Raw genomic sequence first — 24,856 nt, 5'->3', positions numbered from 1 at the left:
GGTATCAGACCGCCCTCATCAGCAGGGTCGCGGCGACCAGGAGGGCCGCGCCGCCGAACATCGAGACCGCGTACGAGCGCGCGTAGCCGTTCTGGAGTCTGCGCAGCCGGCCGGAGAGGCCGCCGAAGCCCGCCGCCGTACCGTTGACGACCCCGTCGACCAGGGTGTGGTCGACGTACACCAGGGAGCGCGTGAGGTGTTCGCCGCCGCGGACCAGGACGACGTGGTTGAAGTCGTCCTGGAGGAGGTCGCGGCGGGCCGCGCGGGTGAGCAGCGAGCCGCGCGGGGCGACGGCGGGGACGGGCCGGCGGCCGTACTGCAGGTAGGCGATGCCGACACCGATGACCAGGCAGACCATGGTGGCGCCGGTGACGGTGGCCGCGCTGAGCGGGGAGTCGCCCTCGCTGTGGCCGGTGACCGGTTCCAGCCAGTGCAGGAAGCGGTCGCCGATGCTGAAGAAGGCGCCGCCGAACACCGATCCGACGGCCAGTACGACCATGGGGACGGTCATGACCTTCGGGGACTCGTGCGGGTGCGGTTCCGCGTGCTCGCCGTGGTGTTCGGCGGCCGGTTCGGCGCTGGGCGCCTGCGGGGAGCGGGTGGGCTGGTTGCGCCAGCGCTCCTCGCCGAAGAACGTCATCAGCATCACGCGCGTCATGTAGAAGGCGGTGATCGCGGCGCCCAGCAGGGCGCAGGCGCCGAGGATCCAGCCCTCGGCGCCGCCCTTGGCGAACGCCGCCTCGATGATCTTGTCCTTGGAGAAGAAGCCGGACAGGCCCGGGAAGCCGATGATGGCGAGGTAGCCGAGGCCGAAGGTGATGAAGGTGACCGGCATGTACTTGCGCAGGCCGCCGTACTTGCGCATGTCGACCTCGTCGTTCATGCCGTGCATGACGGATCCCGCGCCGAGGAAGAGGCCGGCCTTGAAGAAGCCGTGCGTCACCAGGTGCATGATCGCGAAGACGTAGCCGATGGGGCCGAGGCCGGCGGCGAGGACCATGTACCCGATCTGCGACATGGTCGAGCCGGCGAGCGCCTTCTTGATGTCGTCCTTGGCGCAACCGACGATCGCACCGAACAGGAGCGTGACGGCGCCGACGACGGTGACGGCCAGCTGGGCGTCGGGGGCGGCGTTGAAGATCGCTCCCGAGCGGACGATGAGGTAGACGCCCGCGGTCACCATGGTCGCCGCGTGGATGAGGGCGGAGACCGGGGTGGGGCCCTCCATGGCGTCCCCGAGCCAGGACTGCAGCGGTACCTGTGCGGACTTGCCGCAGGCGGCGAGCAGCAGCATCAGGCCGATCGCGGTGAGCCTGCCCTGGGAGGCGTCGCCGACGTGGCTGAACACCGGCCCGAAGGCGAAGGTGCCGAACGTCGTGAACATCAGCATGATCGCGATCGACAGGCCCATGTCGCCGACCCGGTTGACCAGGAAGGCCTTCTTCGCCGCGGTCGCCGCGCTGGGCTTGTGCTGCCAGAAGCCGATCAGCAGGTAGGAGGCGAGACCGACGCCCTCCCAGCCGACGTACAGCAACAGGTAGTTGTCGGCGAGGACGAGCAGCAGCATCGCCGCGAGGAACAGGTTGAGGTAGCCGAAGAAGCGGCGGCGGCGCTCGTCGTGCTCCATGTACCCGATCGAGTACACGTGGATGAGCGAGCCGACGCCGGTGATCAGCAGGACGAAGGTCATCGACAGCTGGTCGAGGCGGAAGGTGACGTCCGCCTGGAAGCTGCCGACGGAGATCCACGTCCACAGGTGCTGGGTGAGCGTGCGGTGTTCGGCGTTCTTGCCCAGCAGGTCGGCGAAGAGGATCACGCCGAACACGAAGGAGGCCGTCGACAGGAGGGTGCCGATCCAGTGCCCCACACCGTCCAGGCGGCGGCCGCCGATCAGGAGGACGACCGCTCCGAGCAGAGGCGCCGCGATCAGCAGCGCGATGAGGTTCTCCACGATTCAGCGACCCCTTACAGCTTCATCAGGCTGGCGTCGTCGACCGAGGCCGAGTGGCGGGTACGGAACAGCGACACGATGATCGCGAGCCCGACCACGACCTCCGCGGCGGCGACGACCATCGTGAAGAAGGCGATGATCTGGCCGTCGAGATTGCCGTGCAGGCGGGAGAAGACGACGAACGCGAGGTTGCAGGCGTTGAGCATCAGCTCGATGCACATGAAGACGACGATCGCGTTTCGTCTGATCAGCACACCGGTGGCGCCGATCGTGAACAACAGGGCGGCGAGGTAGAGGTAGTAGACGGGGTTCACTTCGACGCCTCCTCGCTCCGCTTGTGGTGGGCGGGTTCGACCGGGGTGCGCTCCAGCCGTTCCTCGGCGCGCTGTTCGAGGGCCCGCAGGTCGTTGAGTGCCTGCGTCGACACGTCGCGGACCTGGCCGCGGTCGCGCAGTGTCTTGCTGACCGTGAGCTCCGAGGGGGTGCCGTCGGGCAGCAGGCCGGCGATGTCCACGGCGTTGTGCCGGGCGTAGACGCCGGGGGCGGGCAGCGGCGGCACGTGCTTGCCCTCGCGGACCCGCTGTTCGGCCAGCTCGCGCTGGGTCCTGGGCCGTTCGGTGCGCTCGCGGTGGGTGAGCACCATGGCGCCGACGGCCGCGGTGATGAGCAGGGCGCCGGTGATTTCGAAGGCGAACACGTACTTGGTGAAGAGGAGGGCGGCGAGGCCCTGCACATTGCCGTTGGCGTTGGCCTGGCCGGTGCCGTCGAACTGCTTCAGGGAGGCGTGGGCGATGCCCGCGAAGAGCAGGACACCGAAGCCGACCCCGCACAGCAGGGCCAGCCAGCGCTGGCCCTTGATGGTCTCCTTCAGGGAGTCGGCGGCGGTCACGCCGACCAGCATCACCACGAAGAGGAACAGCATCATGATCGCGCCGGTGTAGACGACGATCTGCACGATCCCGAGGAAGTAGGCGCCGTTGGCGAGGTAGAACACCGCCAGGACGATCATGGTGCCGGCGAGGCACAGCGCGCTGTGCACAGCCTTTTTCATGAAGACGGTGCACAGGGCGCCGATCACGGCGACGGTGCCGAGGACCCAGAACTGGAAGGCCTCGCCGGTGGAGGTGGCGTAAGCGGCGAGCTGCTGCGGGTTCATCGGCCGGTCACCTCCTGCGAGGCCGGTTCGTCCGCACCGAAGGTGGACTCGGCCTCCTGGGGGACCTCGCCCTTGGAGACGGCGACCTGGCGTACGGTCCCGGGCGCGGCCTCGGTGACCAGGCCCCGGTAGTAGTCCTGTTCGTCGGTCCCCGGGAAGATCGCGTGCGGGGAGTCGACCATGCCCTCTTCGAGGCCGGCGAGCAGCTGCTCCTTGGTGTAGATCAGGTTGGCGCGGCTGCTGTCGGCCAGTTCGAACTCGTTGGTCATGGTCAGCGCGCGCGTGGGGCACGCCTCGATGCACAGCCCGCACAGGATGCAGCGGGCGTAGTTGATCTGGTAGACGCGGCCGTACCGCTCGCCCGGCGAGTAGCGTTCCTCGTCGGTGTTGTCGGCACCCTCCACGTAGATGGCGTCGGCGGGGCAGGCCCAGGCGCACAGTTCGCAGCCGACGCACTTCTCCAGGCCGTCCGGATGGCGGTTGAGCTGGTGCCGTCCGTGGAACCGCGGGGCCGTGGTCTTCTTCTGCTCCGGGTACTGCTCGGTCAGCCGCTTCTTGAACATGGCCTTGAAGGTCACGCCGAAGCCGGCCGCGGGGTTCAGGAAACCGGGCTTGCTCTCCTTGGGCTCCTCAGCCATCGGACGCCTCCTTTCCATCCGAAGATCCGTCACTGACAGTGTCCGTGCCGCCACTGACAATCAGCTCCCGCTCCCGGCGGGGACTGCGCCGGGGCACCGGCGGCAGCTCCTGCCCGGGCAGCGGCGGTACCGGGAACCCGCCCGCCATCGGGTCGAATCCGGCCGGCTCCTCGGCGGGCCGCCCGGCCTCTTTGCCCTTGTCGCGGAAGAGGTCGACGACGAAGGACAGGACCAGCAGGGTGAGGATTCCGCCGGCGACGTAGAGGGCGATGTCGGCGAAGCCGTAGTTCTGGTTGCGCAGGGTCCGTACGGTCGCGACGAGCATCAGCCAGACGACCGAGACCGGGATGAGGACCTTCCAGCCGAGCTTCATCAGCTGGTCGTAGCGCACGCGCGGGAGGGTTCCGCGTACCCAGACGAAGACGAACAGCAGCACGACGACCTTGGCGAGGAACCAGAGCATCGGCCACCAGCCGTGGTTGGCGCCCGCCCAGACGGTGCTGATCGGCCAGGGGGCCCGCCAGCCGCCGAGGAACAGCGTCGTCGACACGGCGGAGACCGTCACCATGTTGACGTACTCGGCGAGCATGAACATCGCGAACTTGATCGACGAGTACTCGGTGTTGAAGCCGCCGACCAGGTCGCCCTCGGACTCCGGCATGTCGAAGGGGGCGCGGTTGGTCTCGCCGATCATGGTGACGACGTAGAGGAGGAACGAGATCGGCAGCAGCAGGATGTACCAGCGGCCCTGCTGCTGGTCGACGATCGTGGACGTCGACATCGACCCGGAGTACAGGAACACGGAGGCGAACGCGGCGCCCATGGCGATCTCGTAGGAGATCATCTGTGCGCAGGAGCGCAGGCCGCCGAGGAGCGGGTAGGTCGATCCGGAGCTCCAGCCGGCGAGGACGATGCCGTAGATGCCGACGGAGGCGACCGCGAGGATGTAGAGCATCGCGATCGGCAGGTCGGTGAGCTGCATCGTGGTGCGGTGGCCGAAGATCGAGACCTCGTTGTCGGCGGGGCCGAACGGGATGACCGCGATGGCCATGAACGCCGGGATGGCCGCGACGATCGGCGCCAGGACGTACACGGCCTTGTCGGCGCGTTTGACGACGACGTCTTCCTTGAGCATCAGCTTGATGCCGTCGGCGAGCGACTGGAGCATGCCCCAGGGGCCGTGCCGGTTGGGGCCGACGCGCAGCTGCATCCAGGCGACGACCTTGCGCTCCATGACGATGGAGATCAGGACGGTCACCATGAGGAAGGCGAAGCAGAAGACGGCCTTGATGACGACCAGCCACCACGGGTCGCGGCCGAACATGGAGAGGTCTTCAGCGGCGAGGAACGGGCTCATGCCTCCACCTCCTTGGGTGCCTCACCGGCGGTGGCCGCCGGGCCGATGCGGACGAGGGAGCCGGGCTGCGTGCCGGTGTCGGAGGCGACACCGCCGCCCACCGAGTTCAGCGGGAGCCAGACCACGCGGTCGGGCATCTCGGTGATCCGGAGGGGGAGTTCGACGGTGCCGGAGGTCCCGGTGACGGCGAGGAGGGCGCCGTCCGCGACGCCCGCCTCGGCGGCCGTCGCGGCGGACACGCGCGCGTGGGCCGCGTGCCGGGTGCCGGCCAGCGCCTCGTCGCCGTCCTGGAGGACGCCCTGGTCGAGGAGGAGCCGGTGTCCGGCGAGCACGGCCTCCCCGGCGGCCGGCCGCGGCAGCGGGGCGCCGGTCTCCCGCGGGGCGGAGGCCTTCGGCCCGTCCCAGCCGCCGAGCCGGTCCAGCTCCGCGCGCGTGGTGCGCAGGTCGGGCAGACCGAGGTGGACGTCCATGGCGTCGGCCAGCATCTGCAGCACGCGCGCGTCGGTGGGTGCGAGCCGCCGGGTCATCTGGTCGGGCTTGACGGCGGCCTCGAAGAGGCGGGCCCGGCCCTCCCAGTTGAGGAAGGTGCCGGCCTTCTCGGCGACCGCGGCGACCGGCAGGACGACGTCGGCGTGTTCGGTGACCTCGCTGGGGCGCAGCTCCAGGGAGACCAGGAAGCCGACGGCTTCGAGTGCCTCACGCGCGCGTGCCGGGTCGGGCAGGTCGGCGACCTCGACACCGGCCACCAGCAGGGCCGAGAGTTCGCCGCGGGCGGCGGACTCGATGATCTGGCCGGTGTCCCGGCCGTGGCCGGGCGGGAGTTCCGACATGCCCCAGGCGGCGGCGACCTCCTCACGCGCGCGCGGGTCGGTGGCCGGGCGGCCGCCCGGCAGCAGCGACGGCAGCGCGCCCGCCTCGATCGCGCCGCGCTCCCCGGCCCGGCGCGGGATCCACACCAGCTGGGCGCCGGTGGCCGCGGCGGCCCGTACGGCGGCGGTGAGTCCGCCGGCGACCGACGCCAGCCGTTCCCCTACGACGATGACCGCGCCGTCGGTGCGCAGCGCCTCGGCGGCCAGGGTGCCGGACTCCTCCAGGCCGACGCCGCCGGCGAGGGCGTCCAGCCACTCGGTCTCGGTGCCGGGCGCGGCGGGCAGCAGGGTGCCGCCGGCCTTCTGAAGCCCGCGTGTGGCGTGCGTGGCGAGCGCGTACACCTTCTGCTTGCGCTTGCGCCAGGCCTTGCGCAGCCGCAGGAAGACGCCGGGTGCCTCCTCCTCCGATTCGAAGCCGACCAGCAGGACGGCGGGCGCCTTCTCCAGGGCGGTGTAGGTGACGCCCGTCCCGTCGAGATCGCGGCCGCGGCCCGCGACGTGCGCGGCCAGGAAGTCGGCCTCCTCCCCGCTGTGCACGCGGGCGCGGAAGTCGATGTCGTTGGTGTCGAGCGCCACGCGCGCGAACTTGCTGTACGCGTAGGCGTCCTCGACGGTGAGCCGGCCGCCGGTGAGGACGCCGGCCCGGGAGCGGGCGGCGGCCAGGCCCCGCGCGGCGGCTTCGAGGGCCTCCGGCCAGGAGACGGGTTCGAGGACGCCCTGGGCGCCTCGGACCAGCGGGGTCTCCAGGCGGTCCTTCTGCTGCGCGTACCGGAACGCGAAGCGTCCCTTGTCGCAGATCCACTCCTCGTTGACCTCGGGGTCGTTGGCGGCGAGCCGCCGCATGACCTTGCCGCGCCGGTGGTCGGTGCGGGTGGCGCAGCCGCCCGCACAGTGCTCGCACACGGACGGCGAGGAGATCAGGTCGAAGGGGCGCGAGCGGAAGCGGTACGCCGCCGAGGTCAGCGCGCCGACCGGGCAGATCTGGATGGTGTTCCCGGAGAAGTACGACTCGAACGGGTCGCCCTCGCCGGTGCCGACCTGCTGGAGCGCGCCGCGTTCCAGGAGCTCGATCATGGGGTCGCCGGCGACCTGGTTGGAGAACCGGGTGCAGCGCGCGCACAGCACGCAGCGTTCACGGTCGAGCAGCACCTGGGTGGAGATCGGGACGGGCTTCTCGTAGGTGCGCTTCCTGCCGTCGAAGCGGGACTCGGCGTTGCCGTGCGACATCGCCTGGTTCTGCAACGGGCACTCGCCGCCCTTGTCGCAGACCGGGCAGTCCAGCGGGTGGTTGATGAGCAGCAGCTCCATCACCCCGTGCTGGGCCTTCTCGGCCACGGGTGAGGTGAGGTGGGTCTTCACGACCATGCCGTCCGTGCAGGTGATCGTGCAGGACGCCATGGGCTTGCGCTGGCCCTCGACCTCGACGATGCACTGGCGGCAGGCGCCGGCCGGGTCCAGCAGGGGGTGGTCGCAGAAGCGGGGGATCTCGATGCCGAGCTGTTCGGCGGCGCGGATGACGAGCGTGCCCTTGGGCACGCTGATCTCCACGCCGTCGATCGTCAGCGTGACGAGGTCCTCCGGCGGGACCGCCGCCGTTCCCCCGGAGGAGGGGGAACTCGTGGTCACGGTCATGCGTTCACCTCCGGGCGGTCCGCCCAGGCCGTCGACTTGGCCGGGTCGAAGGGGCAGCCCCGGCCCGTGATGTGCTGTTCGTACTCCTCGCGGAAGTACTTCAGCGAGGAGAAGATCGGGGACGCTGCGCCGTCGCCGAGGGCGCAGAAGGACTTGCCGTTGATGTTGTCGGCGATGTCGTTCAGCTTGTCGAGGTCGGACATGACGCCCTTGCCGGCCTCGATGTCGCGCAGCAACTGCACGAGCCAGTAGGTGCCTTCACGGCAGGGGGTGCACTTGCCGCAGGACTCGTGGGCGTAGAACTCGGTCCAGCGGGTGACGGCGCGCACCACGCAGGTGGTCTCGTCGAAGCACTGGAGGGCCTTGGTGCCCAGCATGGAGCCCGCGGCGCCGACGCCTTCGTAGTCGAGGGGGACGTCGAGGTGCTCGTCGGTGAACATGGGCGTCGAGGAGCCGCCGGGCGTCCAGAACTTGAGGCGGTGGCCGGTGCGCATGCCGCCGCTCATGTCGAGGAGCTGACGCAGGGTGATGCCGAGCGGTGCCTCGTACTGGCCGGGGCTCGCGACATGACCGCTGAGGGAGTAGAGCGTGAAGCCGGGTGACTTCTCGCTCCCCATCGACCTGAACCATTCCTTGCCCCTGTGCAGGATGGCGGGAACCGAGGCGATGGACTCGACGTTGTTCACCACAGTCGGGCAGGCGTAGAGCCCTTCGACGGCAGGGAAGGGGGGACGCAGCCGCGGTTGGCCGCGGCGGCCTTCGAGCGAGTCGAGCAGTGCGGTCTCCTCACCGCAGATGTACGCGCCGGCGCCGGCGTGCACGGTGAGGGTGAGGTCGAGGCCGCTGCCGAGGATGTCCTCGCCGAGGTAGCCGGCCGCGTAGGCCTCGCGTACGGCCTCGTGCAACCGCCGCAGGACGGGGACGACCTCACCCCGCAGATAGATGAAGGCATGCGACGACCGGATGGCGTAGCACGCGATCACGATGCCCTCGATGAGGCTGTGCGGGTTCGCGAAGAGGAGCGGGATGTCCTTGCAGGTCCCGGGCTCCGATTCGTCGGCGTTGACAACAAGATAGTGCGGTTTGCCGTCTCCCTGCGGGATGAACTGCCACTTCATCCCGGTCGGGAAGCCCGCGCCGCCGCGGCCGCGCAGTCCGGACTCCTTGACGTAGGCGATCAGGTCGTCCGGTGACATGGCGAGCGCCTTGCGGAGCCCCTCGTAGCCTTCGTGCCTTCGGTAGACGTCGAGCGTCCACGACCGGTCCTCGTCCCAGAAGGCCGACAGCACGGGTGCGAGCAGCTTCTCGGGGCTGGTGTCCTTGAGGTCGGGTACCACCGTCATCACTCCCCCTCCTCGGCGGCAGGCCCTGCCGGGTGCGACGGGTCGGAGGCCGAGGTCTCCTGCGGTGCGTCGTGGGAGCTGAGGTGCTCGGTCGGGGACGGCTCGTGCACCGTCCGGTCCGGTACCTCCTTGGGACCTCCGCGCGGGTGGACCACGCGCGCGGGTGCGGTCTCTCCCCTTGCCAGGCGAAGGCCCACCAGCGACGCGGGTCCCGCGCTGCCGCTCTCCTCGACGGCACCGGGCCGCTCGTCGGGGAAGCCGGCCAGGATCCGGGCGGTCTCCTTGAAGGTGCAGATCCGGGCGCCGCGCGTGGGTTCGACGTCCCGTCCCGCGCGCAGGTCGTCGACGAGGCGCTTGGCGCTGGCGGGGGTCTGGTTGTCGAAGAACTCCCAGTTGACCATCACGACCGGCGCGAAGTCGCAGGCCGCGTTGCACTCGATGTGCTCCAGGGTGACCTTGCCGTCGTCGGTGGTCTCGCCGTTGCCGACGCCCAGGTGCTCCTGGAGGGTCTCGAAGATCGCGTCGCCGCCCATGACGGCGCACAGTGTGTTGGTGCAGACGCCGACCTGGTAGTCGCCGGAGGGCCGGCGCCGGTACATGGTGTAGAAGGTGGCGACGGCGGTGACCTCGGCGGTGGTGAGGTTCAGCATGTCCGCGCAGAACTGCATCCCGGTGCGGGTGACGTGTCCCTCCTGCGACTGCACGAGGTGCAGCAGCGGCAGCAGGGCGGACCGGGAGTCGGGGTAGCGGGCGATGACGTCGCGCGCGTCGGCCTCCAGCCGGGCCCGGACGTCGTCCGGGTACGCGGGGGCGGGCAGCTCGGGCATGCCGAGGCTGATGCCGCGCTCCGAGGAAGAGGTGGTCACCGGTCGACGCCTCCCATCACGGGGTCGATGGACGCGACGGCGACGATGACGTCGGCGACCTGGCCGCCCTCGCACATCGCCGCCATGGCCTGCAGGTTGGTGAAGGACGGGTCGCGGAAGTGGACCCGGAAGGGGCGGGTGCCGCCGTCGGAGACGGCGTGCACGCCGAGTTCGCCCTTGGGGGACTCGACGGCCGCGTAGGCCTGGCCGGGCGGGACCCGGAAGCCCTCGGTGACCAGTTTGAAGTGGTGGATCAGGGCCTCCATGGAGGTGCCCATGATCTTCTTGATGTGGTCGAGCGAGTTGCCGAGCCCGTCGGGGCCGAGGGCGAGCTGGGCGGGCCAGGCGATCTTCTTGTCGGCGACCATGACCGGTCCGGGCTGTAGCCGGTCCAGGCACTGTTCGACGATCCTGAGGGACTGGCGCATCTCCTCCAGGCGGATCAGGAAGCGGCCGTAGGAGTCGCAGGTGTCGGCGACGGCGACGTCGAAGTCGTAGGTCTCGTAGCCGCAGTAGGGCTGGGCCTTGCGCAGGTCGTGCGGGAGGCCGGTGGAGCGCAGGATCGGGCCGGTGGCGCCGAGGGCCATGCAGCCGGACAGGTCCAGGTAGCCGACGTCCTGCATCCGGGCCTTGAAGATGGGGTTCCCGGTGGCGAGCTTGTCGTACTCCGGGAGGTTCTTCCTCATCTTCTTCACGAACTCGCGGATCTGGTCCACGGCGCCGGGCGGCAGGTCCTGGGCGAGTCCGCCGGGGCGGATGTACGCATGGTTCATGCGCAGGCCGGTGATGAGTTCGTAGAGGTCGAGAATCATTTCACGATCACGGAATCCGTAGATCATGATCGTGGTGGCGCCGAGTTCCATGCCTCCGGTGGCGATGCACACCAGGTGGGAGGAGAGCCGGTTCAGCTCCATGAGGAGCACCCGGATGATCTTGGCGCGTTCGGTGATCTCGTCCTCGATGCCGAGGAGCTTCTCGACGGCGAGACAGTAGGCGGTCTCGTTGAAGAAGGACGTCAGGTAGTCCATGCGGGTCACGAACGTGGTGCCCTGCGTCCACGTGCGGAATTCGAGGTTCTTCTCGATTCCGGTGTGGAGGTAGCCGATGCCGCAGCGGGCCTCGGTGACCGTCTCGCCGTCGATCTCCAGGATGAGCCGGAGCACTCCGTGGGTGGACGGGTGCTGGGGACCCATGTTGACGACGATGCGTTCGTCGTCCGCGCGGGCCGCGGACTGGACGATCTCGTCCCAGTCGCCGCCGGTGACCGTGTATACGGTGCCCTCGGTGGTCTCGCGAGGGGAAGCGTGTGACGTGCTCACGAGTACGACCTCCGCTGGTCCGGAGCCGGGATCTGGGCGCCCTTGTACTCGACGGGGATGCCGCCGAGGGGGTAGTCCTTGCGCTGCGGATGGCCCTGCCAGTCGTCCGGCATCATGATCCGCGTCAGGGCCGGGTGACCGTCGAAGACGATCCCGAAGAAGTCGTAGGTCTCGCGCTCGTGCCAGTCGTTCGTCGGGTACACGGAGACCAGGGACGGGATGTGCGGGTCGGCGTCGGGGGCGCTGACCTCGAGCCGGATCAGCCGGTTGTGGGTGATCGACCGCAGGTGGTAGACGGCGTGCAGCTCGCGGCCCTTGTCGTGGAGGTAGTGGACGCCGCTGACGCCGGTGCACAGCTCGAAGCGGAGCGCCGGGTCGTCGCGCAGGGTGCGGGCGACGCGGACCAGGTGCTCGCGTTCGATGTGGAAGGTGATCTCACCGCGGTCGACGACGGTCTTCTCGACGGCGTTGCCGGGGAGCAGTCCCTGCTCCTCCAGGGCGCCCTCCAGTTCGTCGGCGACCTCGTCGAACCAGCCGCCGTAGGGCCGGCTCGCCGGTCCGGGGAGGCGGATGGAGCGGACCAGGCCGCCGTAGCCGGAGGTGTCGCCGCCGTTGGCGGCGCCGAACATGCCGCGCTGGACGCGGATCTCCTCACCGCCCTGGCCCCGCCGGCCGGGGAGGTTGTCGGCGGCCAGGTCCTTCTCGGGGTTGACCCCGTTGTGGCCGTTGGCTTCGCTCACCGCAGCAGCCCCTTCATCTCGATCGTGGGCAGGGCCTTGAGCGCCGCCTCCTCCGCCTCGCGGGCCGCTTCCTCGGCGTTGACGCCGAGCTTGGAGTTCTGGATCTTGTGATGGAGCTTGAGGATGGCGTCCATCAGCATCTCGGGGCGCGGCGGGCAGCCGGGGAGGTAGATGTCCACGGGGACGATGTGGTCGACGCCCTGGACGATCGCGTAGTTGTTGAACATGCCGCCCGAGGAGGCGCAGACGCCCATGGAGATCACCCACTTGGGGTTGGGCATCTGGTCGTAGACCTGCCTCAGCACCGGTGCCATCTTCTGGCTGACCCGACCGGCGACGATCATGAGGTCGGCCTGGCGGGGCGATCCGCGGAAGACCTCCATGCCGAAGCGGGCCAGGTCGTAGCGGCCGGCGCCGGTGGTCATCATCTCGATGGCGCAGCAGGCGAGGCCGAAGGTGGCGGGGAAGACGGAAGCCTTGCGCACCCAGCCCGCGGCCTGCTCGACGGTGGTCAGCAGGAATCCGCTCGGCAGCTTTTCTTCGAGTCCCATGTCTAAAGGCCCCTCAGTCCCATTCCAGGCCGCCGCGCCGCCATACGTACGCGTACGCGACGAAGACGGTGAGCACGAAGAGCAGCATCTCCACGAGCCCGAAAACACCCAGGGCGTCGAAGGTGACGGCCCACGGGTAGAGGAAGACGATCTCGATGTCGAAGACGATGAAGAGCATCGCCGTCAGGTAGTACTTGATCGGGAAACGCCCGCCGCCGGCCGGCGTGGGGGTCGGTTCGATACCGCACTCGTAGGCTTCGAGCTTGGCGCGGTTGTACCGCTTCGGACCGATCAGCGTGGCCATGACCACGGAGAAGATCGCAAAGCCTGCCCCGAGGGCTCCCAGTACGAGGATGGGCGCATAGGCGTTCACCGCTCCTCGCTCCTCTCAGTCGGCACTGACTGGTGGCGGTTCGGCTGGGCTCACCTGCCCCTTCAGTCACACGAACCCCGCGCGTCCCGGGCGGAGATCGCGAACATGTGAAGCAGGTCACAAGCCCAACTGCCTCGCATCTTATGCCCGACACTCTGTGATCTGCGACACGGGGTATTGCACAAGCTTTGTGATCTCCACCACCTGACGATCGATCATGAAGTCGGATGAGTAGTGATCTTCACACCCGAAGCGTTCACCTGATCACCAGAAGTGACATTTTCGCCCGTCGACGCAGGCGGGAGGGGGTCCGAAGCGAGCGTCTCTATATCAAGAGAGTTCCGTTGCATGCAAATTGGCGATGGTCGGGACGTCCTGATAGTGGGCCGCATTCACACATCAGGGGGAGGCGCGAAGCCCGATGTGGACGCGTGCGCGCGTTCACGAACTCGGGCGGGCACCACTCCTGCCCCGATCCCCGCGCGAGACGCGCCCCTCCCGGTGACCGTTCCGTGACCTCCGCCACACCGACGAGGGGCGGCCGAGAACGGGGGTTGGCCAACGACCCCAACCGATGGTAGGTCGCGGGCAATTCGGGCGTAATGGCGAAAGAACGTGATCACAGGCCTGATCATGGACGTCCGCAATGTCCGTTACGGCGTCAATAAGGAAGGACACGAACGGGATTTACGGCCCTGATTGAACAACTGTGGCGCAGCACACGTTTCTTGTAGATATGAAGGAGCCCCTGATACCGGTTGTTCCCATGTCCCACACCGCTCACATACGCACCCACCGGAAGCCCCGCCGCAGCGCGACGACGAACATCGCCGTGCGCGCCGGAGTTGCCAGTGGCGTCCTGGGCATGGCAGCGGCGGGCGCGGCTTCGGCGAGTGCCGCCGAACCCGTGACGCAGACGCTCGAACTGCCCATCCTGACGGCCGACGTGGCCACCCAGGTGGCCCAGTCCGCCGACGCCACGCAGCAGGCAGCCGCGAACTACTCCCTCCAGGCCGAGCGTGACGCGGCCGCCGCGAAGGCCGCGAAGCAGGCCAAGGCGGACCTCGCCGACGCGAAGAAGAAGGCCGAGGCCAAGAAGAAGGCCGAGGAGGCCCGCAAGGCCGCCGCCGAGCAGGCCGTCTCGCGCAGTGCCGAGCGGACCACCCTCAGCGCCACCTCCGCCACCTCCGCGAGCTCCAGCAGCTCCACGAGCACGTCCACGGCCACCGGTTCGGCCGCCGCGGTGGTCGCCTTCGTGAAGGCGCAGATCGGCGACGCCTACGTCTCCGGCGGCACGGGCCCCAACTCGTGGGACTGCTCGGGTCTCGTGCAGGCCGCCTTCAAGTCGGTCGGCGTCAGCCTGCCGCGCGTCTCCCAGGACCAGTCGACGCAGGGCACCCAGGTCTCGCTGAGCAACCTGCAGCCCGGCGACATCCTCTACTGGGGCAGCGCCGGCAGCGCGTACCACGTGGCGGTGTACGTCGGCGACGGCATGTTCGTCGGCGCGCAGAACCCCTCCAGCGGCGTCGGGGAGCACCCGCTGTCGTACGACCCGCCGACCGGCGCGGTGCGGGTGCTCTGACCGACCCGGGCCACCCGGACAACCCGGACAAGGGACAACCCGAATAACTCGGGCATTTCACAAGCACGGTGAGGGCCGCAGCCGCTCGGGGGCAGCGGCCCTTCCGGCTGTCCGCACGGCCCCCTGAGCGGGCCCCGCGCTCCCGGCGCGTCTCCCCCGGTTCTCCACAGGCGCCCCGCTTCTTCGGCGGCGGAACCTCGCGGGGTCTGCCACCCGGCCGGCTCTCCGAGCGGGGGCGGAGGGAAGCGCTGCGGCAGAGGCCGGCAGAGGCGGCCCGGCGGCAGGACGCCCACGCCCGCCGGGCCGCCGCCGTCGAGGCACTCGGCTCCGAGGGCCTGTCGCCGGCTCCGAGTGCCTGTCGCCCTGGGCGCGGTCAGGCCTTCGGGGCCACCTTGCTCAGGCCGTTGATGATGCGGTCCATCGCGTCGCCGCCGGTCGGGTCGGTGAGGTTCGCCAGGAGCTTCAGGGTGAACTTCATCAGCAGCGGGTGGGTCAGGCCGCGCTGCGCCGCGATCTGCATGACCTTCGGGTTGCCGATGAGCTTCACGAAGGCGCGGCCGAGCGTGTAGTAGCCGCCGTAGGTGTCCTTGAGGACGCGCGGGTAGCGCTGGAGCGCCAGCTCGCGTCCGCCGGGCGTGGCCCGCGCGTGGGCCTGGACGATGACGTCGGCGGCGATCTGGCCGGACTCCATGGCGTAGGCGATGCCCTCGCCGTTGAAGGGGTTCACCAGGCCGCCGGCGTCGCCGACGAGCAGCAGGCCGCGCGTGTAGTGGGGCTGGCGGTTGAAGGCCATGGGGAGCGCGGCGCCGCGGATGGGGCCGGTCATGTTCTCCGGGGTGTAGCCCCAGTCCTCGGGCATGGAGGCGCACCATGCCTTGAGGACCTCGCGCCAGTCCAGTTCCTTGAAGGAGTCGGAGGTGTTCAGGACGCCGAGGCCGACGTTGGAGGTGCCGTCGCCCATGCCGAAGATCCAGCCGTAGCCGGGGAGGAGGCGGTCCTGGGGGCCCCGGCGGTCCCAGAGTTCCAGCCAGGACTCCAGGTAGTCGTCGTCGTGACGGGGGGAGGTGAAGTAGGTCCGGACGGCCACGCCCATCGGGCGGTCCTCGCGGCGGTGCAGGCCCATCGCCAGGGAGAGCCTGGTGGAGTTGCCGTCGGCGGCCACCACGAGGGGGGCGTGGAAGGTGACTTCGCGCTTCTCCTCGCCGAGCTTGGCGTGCACGCCGGTGATCCGGCCGGTGCGGTCGTCGATGATCGGGGCACCGACGTTGCAGCGCTCGAAGAGCCGGGCGCCGGCCTTCTGGGCCTGGCGGGCGAGCTGTTCGTCGAAGTCGTCGCGCTTGCGCACCAGGCCGTAGTCGGGGAAGGAGGCGAGATCCGGCCAGTCCAGCTGGAGGCGGGTGCCGCCGCCGATGATGCGCAGGCCCTTGTTGCGCAGCCAGCCGGCCTCCTCCGAGATGTCGATGCCCATGGCGACGAGCTGCTTCACCGCGCGCGGGGTGAGTCCGTCGCCGCACACCTTCTCGCGCGGGAACTCGGTCTTCTCCAACAGGAGGACGTCGAGGCCGGACTTGGCGAGGTGGTAGGCCGTCGTGGAGCCGGCTGGCCCCGCGCCGACGACGATGACATCGGCGGTGTTTTCGGAGAGGGGCTCGGTCACGACGGGGTCTCCCCAAGGCTCGAAATCTGCGTGCCGACGGGCACTGGACATGGGCAGTCTATTCAGCGGAACTGATCACCCGGCTGAAGGGCTGCCCCTGTGAACCGAGCTCTCCCCGCGGTACGGCTGCGTGTGCCCACGCACGAGGACGCGTTCGCCTGGTACCGGGCCTTCGACGACCCGGAGGTCATGGAGTTCCACGGCGGCCGGTCCGCGGAGCTGTCCGTCTACGAGGAGCTCACCGCGCGCCAGCGCCGGCACGACGCGGAGCTGGGTTTCTGCCTGTGGACGCTGACCGGTGAGGCGGGGGAGGTCATCGGCTTCACCGGGGCGCAGCCGTGGGCGCCCGACTGGGGGCCGAGGGGCGAGATCGAGATCGGCTGGCGGCTCGGGCGGGCCCACTGGGGAAAGGGGTACGCGACGGCGGCGGCACTGCTGACCCTGGAGCGGCTGCGTGCGGCCGGTGTGCCGAGGGTGGTGGCGATGGTACGGCCGGGCAACGAGCGGTCGGTCGCGGTCACCCGGCGCCTCGGGATGGAGCCTGCCGCGTCGTACCCGCATCCGCGGCTGCCGGAGGACGCGCTCTGCTTCCGGCTCGACCTGCGGGCGACGACACAGGACGGTAACACGGAGTAACGATCTGTCACAGAAAGACACTTGTCGCTTCCGGCGGCCGCGAGCCGGGAGTTACCCTTCCAGTACCGCTGGGGGTGACATCTGTGTACATAACGCCCAAAACACCCGATGTGCGTGTGCCACGGCTGGTCGGCCTGATGGCCGTGGACGCGCGCGAGACCGCCCAGGCGCGGGGGCTGTCCCTCCACGCGCCGGACCGGCCGGACTTCCATCTCACGGTCGTCGACTACGTCGTACGCCAGTTCCCGCAGCCCGGCGCCGAGGTGCCACGGGACTCCATGGTGTACGTGTGGTTCGACTTCGGTGAGGGCGAGGGCGGCGGGGGCGTGCGCGAGCCACGCGTCCCACGGCCGCCGAGCGGCGGCCTGCAACGGGAGCTGGACCGGCCGGGCGACGCCTTCGAGGTGAGCAGCCCCTGAGTCGCCGGCCGCGGCTCAGGCCCCGCAGGGACCGGCTCAGGCCTCCTTGAAGCCCCGGTGCAGGGCGACGATGCCGCCGGTGAGATTGCGCCAGGCCACCTTCGACCAGCCCGCCCCGCGCAGCCGGGCGGCCAGTGCGGGCTGGTCGGGCCAGGCGCGGATGGACTCGGCGAGGTAGACGTAGGCATCGGGGTTGGAGGAGACCGCGCGGGCCACCGGCGGCAGCGCGCGCATCAGGTACTCGGTGTAGACCGTACGGAAGGGCGCCCAGGTCGGGTGCGAGAACTCGCAGATCACCACCCGTCCGCCGGGCCGGGTCACCCGGTACATCTCGCGCAGGGCCGCGTCGGTGTCCTGGACGTTGCGCAGCCCGAAGGAGATCGTCACGGCGTCGAAGGTGCCGTCCTTGAACGGCAGCCGAGTCGCGTCCCCGGCGGTGAAGGGCATCCAGCCGGTGCGCTTCTTGCCGACCTGGAGCATCCCCAGCGAGAAGTCGCAGGGCACGACGTAGGCACCGGCCCGGGCGAACGGCTGGGAGGAGGTGCCCGTGCCGGCCGCCAGGTCCAGGACCTTCTGCGCGGGCCGCGCGTCGACGGCCCTGGCGACCTCCTTCCGCCAGTGCCGGTCCTGGCCGAGCGACAGGACGTCGTTGGTCAGGTCGTACCGTTCCGCCACGTCGTCGAACATCGAGGCGACTTCGTGCGGCTGCTTGTTCAGGGAGGCGCGGGTCACGCCCGCCATTCTTGCAGCACACCCCTACGGGAGGAGCTTCGGCTTCTTCTTCGCGGCCACGTCCTCCACCCAGCCGCACAGCAGGACGAAGACCGCGATCAGGATCCAGCCGACGCCGAACATGAACCACTGGCTGTCCAGCGGGAGCCACTTCTCGAACGCGGGCACGTTCCACATCTGGTCGATCAGCGGGACCGCGAGGATCAGGGCGATCTCGTGCCAGAGGTAGATCGTGACCGCGCGCGCGTTGAAGACGGTGACCGTGCGGTCGAGCCGCCTGAAGCGGGTCAGCCAGGCGAATTCGATGCGGAAGTACGCCTTCGCCCACATCAGCAGCAGCACGAAACCGGCCGACCAGAGGGCCTGGGCGAGGGGGTTCTCGTCCAGGTCGTAGGTGCCGAAGTCGGCCTGGTGCGAGAAGGCGTACCAGCCGCCGCAGCCGAGCGCGGCGAGCGCGCCGACGACCACCGGGGCCGGCTTCATCCGCTGGAGCACGCCGTCGCGGTGCGCGAAGCCGAGGATCCAGCAGAAGAGGTACGTCGACAGGTCCCACAGGGCGCTGCCGAAGCGGTTGTCGGGGCCGGCCCACACGAAGTTCAGGACCAGGATCGGGGCCATCGAGGCCAGTAGCACCGGGACCGGCGCCTTGCGGAAGATCCACAGCAGGACCGGGGAGAGGAGGACGAACCAGAGGTACGTCCGCAGGTACCAGAGGATCTCCCAGGCCTGCTCGCCCCACGCGCTGCCCGGCGGGTCGCCGAGCGGCACGATCCAGTAGACGATCTCCCAGCCGGGCATCCAGTCGTGGATCAGCATCGCCAGCACGACGAAGAGACCCCAGAACCAGAACGGGGGCAGCAGGCGGCGCAGGCGGCTCTTCACGACCCCGGGCGCCGGGCGTTCCAGGGACTTCGCCATCAGGGTGCCGGCGAGGCCGAACATGATGCCCATGGAGGGGAACACCATGCCGCACCAGGCCCAGCCGAAGGTGTGGTAGGTCACCACGCGGACGAGGGCGACGGCGCGGAGGGTGTCGAAGTAGCGGTCCCTTGCGGGGGGCTTGGGCCGGGGGCCGGCGCCCTTTTTCCGCCGTGCGGAACGATGGCCCACAGCGGTCGCGGTCGCGGTCGGGTTCGGGTTCTGCTGGTACGGGTTCTGCTGGTACGGGTTCTGCTGGTACGGGTTCTGCTGGTACGGGTTCTGCTGGTACGGGTTCTGCTGGTACGGGTTCTGCTGGTCCCAGGTCATCAGCCGCTCGCCCCCGCCGGGGTGCCGACCTCGCCCGTGCGCTTGAGCTTCTGCCAGCGCAGGCGGCCGCCGGTGAGGGCCGTGATGCAGGAGTGGATGAGGACCAGGTACATCATCTGACGGTAGGCGAGCTGCTGGAGCGGCATCATCAGGAGGTAGCGGTACCGCTCCTTGTCCAGGCGGAACGCGTAGGCCGCGCAGGCCAGTTGGATGCCGAGGACGGCGAACCAGGCCAGCAGGGCCGCCTCGAGGTCGACGAAGATCATGGAGTAGACCGTGAACACGTCGATGAGGGGGGCGAAGACCGGGGTGACGATCTGGAAGAGCACCACCAGGGGCATGCCGACCCGGCCGAAGCGACCCGACGGCCCCCTGTCCGTCAGGGACTTGCGGTGCTTCCACAGGGCCTGCATGGTGCCGTACGACCAGCGGTAGCGCTGGGACCACAGCTGCTTCAGCGAACCCGGCGCCTCCGTCCAGGCCTTGGCGTGCTCCTGGTAGACGACGCGCCAGCCCGCGCGGTGCAGGGCGATGGTGATGTCGGTGTCCTCGGCGAGGGTGTCCTCGCTCATGCCTCCGACCTGGAGGACCGCGTCCCGGCGGAACGCCCCGATCGCGCCGGGGATCGTCGGCATGCAGCGCAGCAGGTCGTACATCCGGCGGTCCAGGTTGAAGCCCATCACGTACTCGATGTGCTGCCAGGCGCCGATGACCGTGTCGCGATTGCCGACCTTGGCGTTGCCCGCGACCGCGCCGACCTCGGGGTCGGCGAACGGCTGCACCAAATGGTGCACCGCTTCCGGCTCGAAGACGGTGTCCCCGTCCATCATGACGACGATGTCGTACGTCGCGTTCCGGACGCCGTTGTTGAGGGCGGCGGGCTTGCCCGCGTTCTCCTGGCGGAGGACGCGGACGTTCGTCATCCCCAGTCTGCCGGCGGCGGCGCGGGCGATCTCGGAGGTGCCGTCCGTGGAACCGTCGTCGACGACGAGGATCTCGATCGGGTGGGTGCTCCGCGCCAGCGACTCCAGGGTGTTGGCGATGCACTCCTTCTCGTTGTACGCCGGGACGATCACGCTCACCGGCCCGTTGACCGCCGCACCCCAGCTGAAGCGGCGTCTGTTGCGCTGTCTGTGGTGGCGCCGGGCGATGAGCAGCATCATCCCGAAGCGGCCCAGCACCGCGATGCCGACGACGAGGAGCAGGCAGGAGAGGACGGGCAGGGCCCATTCGGCGATCGCGACGGCCACGATGAGCGCCTCGCCCTCGTAGCGGGTCGTGCCGGTGGCCGTGCGGTGGGCCGCCTGGAGGGGCCGGACGGCGGTGCCGGTGCCGGTGCCGGTACCGGTGCCGGTACGGGTGCCGGTGCCCGTGCCGGTGCCGGTACCGGCGCCTGTACCGGTACGGGTGCCGGTGCCTGTGCCCGTGCCGGTGCCGGTTCGGCCGTTCGGGGCGCTCTCGCCGGCAGCCGCACGGTTCGCGGCGTTCTGCTTCTCGATCACACCGCTGATGGTGGTGAACGTGTAGCCCTTCGCCTTCATCCGCTCGATGTACGCCGGCAGCGCCTTGATCGTCTGCGAGCGCTCGCCACCCGCGTCGTGGAACAGGACCGACGCGCCCCTGCCCCGCGTCGGCGTGGCCCACTTGATGATCTTCGAGACGCCCGGCTTCTTCCAGTCGTCGCTGTCGGTGTCGACGAAGACGCTGGTGTAGCCCTCCTTGCCGAGTCTCCGGTAGACCGGCCAGCTGTAGTTGTCGATGGCGTCCGTCTCCGAGGAGTACGGCGCGCGGAAGAGCGTCGTCGTGATGCCGGCCGCGCCCGCCAGGGCGAGCTGGGTCTGCCGCATCTCGCGGTTGACCCGGGCGGCGCTCTGGTACGACAGGTCGACGTGCGTGAAGGTGTGGATGCCGACCTCGTTGCCCTGCTCCACCATCGACTTCACGATGCTGGGATAACGCGACACCATCGAGCCCACCAGGAAGAACGTGCCGGGTACGTCGTACCGGTCGAGGATCTTGAGAACCTGCGGGGTCCAGGTGGGGTTCGGCCCGTCATCGAAGGTGAGCGCGATGGTCTTGGAGGGGACCGGGACGGTGGTCGCCCGGCCGCCCTGGAAGGTGAGGATCGGCCCGCCGTCGAGGATCCTGTCGGGCACCTTGCTCGCGCCGGCGTCGGTGCGGACCCGCTGGTCGCCGCCGACCTCTGCGCGCAGATAGCCGTCGAGCAGCATCACGCAGGTCAGCGCCAGCAGGAGCAGCAGGGCGAGGATGACACGTGGTTTCGGCAGCGCCGCGGCCCTGCCCGCGGCCCGTTCGATACGGGAGGGGGCGCGCCTGCGGCCGTGTGCGGACGTCGGTGTGGTCATGGGGAGAGGCCTGCGTTCCGGTCAGTTGGCGGTGGCGCCGGCCGAGGGCAGTGCCGAGGGGCGTCCGGTGGGTGCGCCGACCTGACGGCCGACGCCGCCCTGCGGGCGTTCGCCGCCGGGGGCGCCGGCGCCCCGTGCGAAGTCGGGGATCAGCGAGGGGGTGAGCGAGGTCCCCCAGCCCATGAAGGCGGCGCCGAGCACTCCCGTGTAGGCGAGGCAGACGACACCGAGGAGGAGGCCGACGCGGCGCAGCACCTTGGACCGGCGTCCGGAGGAGTCGACGAACACGGGCCCCTCGGCAGAACCGTTGCCCTGTTTGCGACGGCGACCGCGACCGGCGGAGCGGCTTTCGATGACAGGCTCGGATTGCATTCCACGGATATTAAGGAGGCTTTATGTGACCGCCTTCGGTGTTCTTGTGAGGCACCCATGAGAAACGCCTTGACCTGTCTTTCCGCTGAGAGATTCCATGAAGAACCGCGGAGGTCGCCGAGGAGGGAAAAGAGCATCAGCAACCCTTTCGTGAGGTGCCATTGGACCGTTTCGCGTGTTTCCTTCCATGAGTTTCCCATGTATGGATCGAGTCGTTGAACACCGCGTACGTGTGAGACGTTTCCCTTTCGAATCAGGCTTTGTCGCGAGCCTGAGACACACGTCACGAAAGCGGGTGCGTCTTCATGCGGGGTTCCCTGGGGCCGAGGGCTGGGTTCACTCTCCTGTTTGCCTTGGCAGTCACGGGGTGCTCCACGGGTGCGTCGGCGCCGTCGGGCACGTCCGGCACGTCCGGCACGTCGTACGCGCCCTACGTCAGTGCGACGGAGGCCGCCGCCACCGACGGCTCGGGTTCACCGTCGACGTACAACCTGGCCTTCGTGATCGCCGGGGGCGGTTCCTGTACGCCGAAGTGGAACGGGACGGCGGCGATGGGGAGTTCGGCCGTCACGTCGCGGATCTCGAAGCTGACGGAGGGCGGTGCGACGGTCCGGGTGTCCTTCGGCGGGGCCTCCGGGAAGGAACTGGCGACGGCCTGCTCCAGCGTGACCGAGCTGGCCGCGGCGTACGGCGCCGCCCTGGACGCCGCGGGGTCCAGCCAGGCCGACTTCGACATCGAGGGCACCACGCTGACCGACTCGGGCTCGGTCGCGCTGCGCTCCGCGGCGATCGCGTTGCTCCAGCAGCGACGGCCGGACCTGGAGGTCTCCTTCACGTTGCCCGTGATGCCCTCGGGGCTCGACTCCGACGGCCTCGCGCTGCTGGAGTCCGCGAACAAGTACGACGTGCAGGTCTCGACGGTCAACATCATGACCATGAACTACGGCGAGTCCTACGACGGGGACATGGGCGACTACGCGGTCACCTCGGCGAAGGCCACGCACGAGCAGCTCAAGAAGGTGTTCGGGCTGTCGGACGCGGGCGCGTGGGGCGGGATGGCGCTGACCTCGATGATCGGGGTGAACGACGTGGCCGGGGAGACGCTGACGCTGCCCGACGCCAGGGAGGTGCGGGCGTTCGCGGAGGAGGAGGGGGTGGCGTGGGTCTCGATGTGGTCGACGTTTCGGGACGTGCAGTGCGCACGTGGTTCCGGTGAGGACGACGCCGCGACGAACTGCAGTGGGGTTTCCCAGAGTTCTGGGGCGTTCGGAGAGGCGTTCGCGGGGTGAGTGTCTGAAGGGCGCTCGCTACGTGCGTCTGTGGACGAGGCGCCCGGCGCACACCGTCGCGATGCATGCCCCCGTCTCGTCGAACACCGCCAGGTCGGCCCGGCCCGCCTCCACGAGCACCGGTGTCCCGGCCGTCCCTCGCAGCACCGCCACGTCGTTGCGCTCCGCCGCCGTGCGCAGGCCGGGCGAGTCGACGTACCGTTCCAGGACCGCCGTCGCTCCCCGCTTCAGCACCTCGTGCACGCGTTCGCGCGGGCTGGGGGCGGCCGGGAGGGGGCCGTCGTGGACGCGGGCCGGGCCGAGTACGCCGGCCCATGTCCGCACCCGGGCGGTCGGGAAGCGGTCCCGCAGGTCCGCCAGGGCCCCCACCGCGCCGATCCGGCCGCCCTCGACGACGACGGCGCCGTCCTTCAGGGCGGCGCCGTCCCAGTCGTGCCGGACCTCGTCCGCCGCGTGGATCGTCAGCACGGCCGCGTCAGTTGGCGCTGAGCAGCTTCAGCTCGGGGTGGGCCGTGCCGCCCGCGATCGCCGTCGAGGAGATGTGGGACATCACGCGCTCGTCGACCGGGTCGTTCGCCGGGTCGTCGTGGACGACGAGGTGCTCGTACGTCGTGGCGCGCTGCGCCGGGACCCGGCCCGCCTTGCGGATCAGGTCGATGATCTCCAGGCGGTTGGAGCGGTGCTTGGCACCCGCCGACGAGACCACGTTCTCCTCCAGCATGATCGAGCCGAGGTCGTCCGCGCCGTAGTGCAGGGAGAGCTGGCCGACCTCCTTGCCGGTGGTCAGCCAGGAGCCCTGGATGTGCTGGACGTTGTCGAGGAAGAGGCGGGCGATCGCGATCATCCGCAGGTACTCGAACAGGGTGGCCTGGGTGCGGCCCTTCAGGTGGTTGTTCTCGGGCTGGTAGGTGTACGGGATGAAGGCCCGGAACCCGCCGGTGCGGTCCTGGACGTCCCGGATCATGCGCAGGTGCTCGATGCGCTCGGCGTTGGTCTCGCCGGTGCCCATCAGCATGGTCGAGGTCGACTCCACGCCCAGCCTGTGCGCCGTCTCCATGATCTCCAGCCAGCGCTCGCCGGACTCCTTGAGGGGAGCGATGGCCTTGCGGGGGCGCGCGGGCAGCAGTTCCGCGCCGGCGCCCGCGAAGGAGTCCAGGCCCGCCTCGTGGATCCGGGTGATGGCCTCCTCGACGGAGACGCCGGAGATCCGGGCCATGTGCTCGACCTCGGACGCGCCGAGGGAGTGGATGACCAGTTGCGGGAACGCGTCCTTGATCGCCTTGAAGTGCTTCTCGTAGTACTCGACGCCGTAGTCCGGGTGGTGGCCGCCCTGGAACATGATCTGGGTGCCGCCCAGCTCGACCGTCTCCGCGCAGCGGCGCAGGATGTCGTCGAGGTCGCGGGTCCAGCCCTTGTCCTTGTCCTTGGGGGCCGCGTAGAAGGCGCAGAACTTGCACGCCGTGACGCACACGTTCGTGTAGTTGATGTTCCGCTCGATGATGTACGTCGCGATGTGCTCGATGCCCGCGTACTTGCGGCGGCGTACGGCGTCGGCGGCGGCGCCCAGCGCGTGCAGCGGGGCGTCGCGGTAGAGGACGAGCGCCTCCTCCGGGGTGATCCGCCCACCGGCTGCGGCCCGGTCGAGGACGGCTGTGACATCAGAAGAGGTGAGGTCGGCCTTCTCGGTCACCGGGGCGTCCCTTTCGTCAAGGGTTGTGGACGGACCGAACCAGCCTACGCCAGCCTCCTGCGCCACCCGA

At 69.6% G+C, this 24,856-nt stretch carries 23 protein-coding genes; 4 read left to right on the top strand and 19 right to left on the bottom strand.

All coding sequences use genetic code 11. From position 1 onward, the window contains the following. Window positions 1-4: 4 nt before the first annotated feature. Genes nuoL through AB0958_RS11705 form a run of 12 tightly spaced genes read right to left on the bottom strand, consistent with a single transcriptional unit; the run spans window position 5 to window position 12,795 of the window. The gene (gene nuoL / locus AB0958_RS11760) at window positions 5-1,951 is read right to left on the bottom strand and encodes an NADH-quinone oxidoreductase subunit L (protein ID WP_366890207.1); all 1,947 of its coding nucleotides are present in this window, start codon (window positions 1,949-1,951) and stop codon (window positions 5-7) included. A 14-nt stretch (window positions 1,952-1,965) separates the two neighbouring features. Beyond that, a complete protein-coding gene (gene nuoK, locus AB0958_RS11755; RefSeq protein WP_366890206.1) occupies window positions 1,966-2,265 on the bottom strand; it encodes an NADH-quinone oxidoreductase subunit NuoK in 300 nt (99 codons plus the stop codon). Next, a complete protein-coding gene (locus AB0958_RS11750) occupies window positions 2,262-3,107 on the bottom strand; it encodes an NADH-quinone oxidoreductase subunit J (protein ID WP_366890205.1) in 846 nt (281 codons plus the stop codon). The genes nuoK and AB0958_RS11750 overlap by 4 nt, the downstream gene beginning before the upstream one ends. Then, window positions 3,104-3,745: an NADH-quinone oxidoreductase subunit NuoI gene (nuoI, locus tag AB0958_RS11745; protein ID WP_366890204.1), complete on the bottom strand. Its 642-nt coding sequence runs from the start codon at window positions 3,743-3,745 to the stop codon at window positions 3,104-3,106. Before nuoI ends, AB0958_RS11750 begins: the two co-directional genes overlap by 4 nt. Continuing rightward, the gene (nuoH, locus tag AB0958_RS11740; RefSeq protein ID WP_366890203.1) at window positions 3,738-5,102 is read right to left on the bottom strand and encodes an NADH-quinone oxidoreductase subunit NuoH; all 1,365 of its coding nucleotides are present in this window, start codon (window positions 5,100-5,102) and stop codon (window positions 3,738-3,740) included. Before nuoH ends, nuoI begins: the two co-directional genes overlap by 8 nt. After that, window positions 5,099-7,603: an NADH-quinone oxidoreductase subunit G gene (locus AB0958_RS11735; protein WP_366890202.1), complete on the bottom strand. Its 2,505-nt coding sequence runs from the start codon at window positions 7,601-7,603 to the stop codon at window positions 5,099-5,101. The genes nuoH and AB0958_RS11735 overlap by 4 nt, the downstream gene beginning before the upstream one ends. After that, window positions 7,600-8,949, bottom strand: coding sequence for an NADH-quinone oxidoreductase subunit NuoF (gene nuoF, locus AB0958_RS11730; protein WP_366890201.1), 1,350 nt, complete (start codon window positions 8,947-8,949; stop codon window positions 7,600-7,602). The genes AB0958_RS11735 and nuoF overlap by 4 nt, the downstream gene beginning before the upstream one ends. Further along, a complete protein-coding gene (nuoE, locus tag AB0958_RS11725) occupies window positions 8,946-9,812 on the bottom strand; it encodes an NADH-quinone oxidoreductase subunit NuoE (protein WP_366890200.1) in 867 nt (288 codons plus the stop codon). Before nuoE ends, nuoF begins: the two co-directional genes overlap by 4 nt. Beyond that, a complete protein-coding gene (locus tag AB0958_RS11720) occupies window positions 9,809-11,131 on the bottom strand; it encodes an NADH-quinone oxidoreductase subunit D (protein WP_366890199.1) in 1,323 nt (440 codons plus the stop codon). The genes nuoE and AB0958_RS11720 overlap by 4 nt, the downstream gene beginning before the upstream one ends. Beyond that, window positions 11,128-11,871 carry an NADH-quinone oxidoreductase subunit C gene (locus AB0958_RS11715; RefSeq protein WP_366890198.1) on the bottom strand — a complete coding sequence of 248 codons (744 nt, stop codon included), beginning with the start codon at window positions 11,869-11,871 and terminating at the stop codon, window positions 11,128-11,130. The genes AB0958_RS11720 and AB0958_RS11715 overlap by 4 nt, the downstream gene beginning before the upstream one ends. After that, window positions 11,868-12,422 (bottom strand): NADH-quinone oxidoreductase subunit B family protein, encoded by a 555-nt coding sequence (locus AB0958_RS11710; protein WP_055635348.1) that lies wholly within the window; start codon window positions 12,420-12,422, stop codon window positions 11,868-11,870. Before AB0958_RS11710 ends, AB0958_RS11715 begins: the two co-directional genes overlap by 4 nt. A 13-nt stretch (window positions 12,423-12,435) precedes the next feature. Beyond that, the gene (locus AB0958_RS11705; RefSeq protein ID WP_007383963.1) at window positions 12,436-12,795 is read right to left on the bottom strand and encodes an NADH-quinone oxidoreductase subunit A; all 360 of its coding nucleotides are present in this window, start codon (window positions 12,793-12,795) and stop codon (window positions 12,436-12,438) included. A gap of 766 nt (window positions 12,796-13,561) precedes the next feature. On the opposite strand from AB0958_RS11705, the gene AB0958_RS11700 reads away from it, so the two are divergent. Then, window positions 13,562-14,377 (top strand): C40 family peptidase, encoded by an 816-nt coding sequence (locus AB0958_RS11700; RefSeq protein WP_366890197.1) that lies wholly within the window; start codon window positions 13,562-13,564, stop codon window positions 14,375-14,377. Between the two features lie 373 nt (window positions 14,378-14,750). Here the strand turns inward: AB0958_RS11700 and AB0958_RS11695 are convergent, their stop codons facing one another. Continuing rightward, on the bottom strand, window positions 14,751-16,085 hold the full coding sequence (locus AB0958_RS11695; RefSeq protein ID WP_366890196.1) for a geranylgeranyl reductase family protein: 1,335 nt from the start codon (window positions 16,083-16,085) through the stop codon (window positions 14,751-14,753). A gap of 48 nt (window positions 16,086-16,133) precedes the next feature. On the opposite strand from AB0958_RS11695, the gene AB0958_RS11690 reads away from it, so the two are divergent. Both AB0958_RS11690 and AB0958_RS11685 read left to right on the top strand, forming a co-directional pair. Further along, a complete protein-coding gene (locus AB0958_RS11690) occupies window positions 16,134-16,670 on the top strand; it encodes a GNAT family N-acetyltransferase (RefSeq protein ID WP_366890194.1) in 537 nt (178 codons plus the stop codon). A gap of 110 nt (window positions 16,671-16,780) precedes the next feature. After that, window positions 16,781-17,089: a PASTA domain-containing protein gene (locus AB0958_RS11685; protein WP_132890283.1), complete on the top strand. Its 309-nt coding sequence runs from the start codon at window positions 16,781-16,783 to the stop codon at window positions 17,087-17,089. A 36-nt stretch (window positions 17,090-17,125) separates the two neighbouring features. On the opposite strand, the gene AB0958_RS11680 is transcribed toward AB0958_RS11685, so the two are convergent. The 4 genes from AB0958_RS11680 to AB0958_RS11665 are packed head-to-tail and all read right to left on the bottom strand — an operon-like array spanning window position 17,126 to window position 21,807. After that, window positions 17,126-17,821 (bottom strand): demethylmenaquinone methyltransferase, encoded by a 696-nt coding sequence (locus tag AB0958_RS11680; protein ID WP_366890193.1) that lies wholly within the window; start codon window positions 17,819-17,821, stop codon window positions 17,126-17,128. A 24-nt stretch (window positions 17,822-17,845) separates the two neighbouring features. After that, on the bottom strand, window positions 17,846-19,069 hold the full coding sequence (locus tag AB0958_RS11675) for an acyltransferase family protein (RefSeq protein WP_366890192.1): 1,224 nt from the start codon (window positions 19,067-19,069) through the stop codon (window positions 17,846-17,848). Continuing rightward, a complete protein-coding gene (locus AB0958_RS11670; RefSeq protein ID WP_366890191.1) occupies window positions 19,069-21,435 on the bottom strand; it encodes a glycosyltransferase in 2,367 nt (788 codons plus the stop codon). The genes AB0958_RS11675 and AB0958_RS11670 overlap by 1 nt, the downstream gene beginning before the upstream one ends. Before the next feature lie 21 nt (window positions 21,436-21,456). Beyond that, window positions 21,457-21,807 carry a hypothetical protein gene (locus AB0958_RS11665; RefSeq protein WP_366890190.1) on the bottom strand — a complete coding sequence of 117 codons (351 nt, stop codon included), beginning with the start codon at window positions 21,805-21,807 and terminating at the stop codon, window positions 21,457-21,459. Window positions 21,808-22,112: 305 nt separating this feature from the next. On the opposite strand from AB0958_RS11665, the gene AB0958_RS11660 reads away from it, so the two are divergent. Then, window positions 22,113-23,096, top strand: coding sequence for a chitinase (locus tag AB0958_RS11660; RefSeq protein WP_366890189.1), 984 nt, complete (start codon window positions 22,113-22,115; stop codon window positions 23,094-23,096). Between the two features lie 18 nt (window positions 23,097-23,114). Here AB0958_RS11660 and AB0958_RS11655 read toward each other — a convergent pair whose 3' ends face one another. Further along, complete coding sequence (locus AB0958_RS11655; protein WP_366890188.1) at window positions 23,115-23,564, bottom strand: hypothetical protein; 450 nt, start codon at window positions 23,562-23,564, stop codon at window positions 23,115-23,117. Window positions 23,565-23,571: 7 nt separating this feature from the next. Continuing rightward, the gene (mqnC, locus tag AB0958_RS11650) at window positions 23,572-24,786 is read right to left on the bottom strand and encodes a cyclic dehypoxanthinyl futalosine synthase (protein WP_366890187.1); all 1,215 of its coding nucleotides are present in this window, start codon (window positions 24,784-24,786) and stop codon (window positions 23,572-23,574) included. Between the last annotated feature and the right edge of the window lie 70 nt (window positions 24,787-24,856).

Source organism: Streptomyces sp. NPDC006655 (assembly GCF_040703965.1).
GTDB lineage: Bacteria > Actinomycetota > Actinomycetes > Streptomycetales > Streptomycetaceae > Streptomyces.
This window is presented reverse-complemented; position numbering and strand designations above follow the sequence as displayed.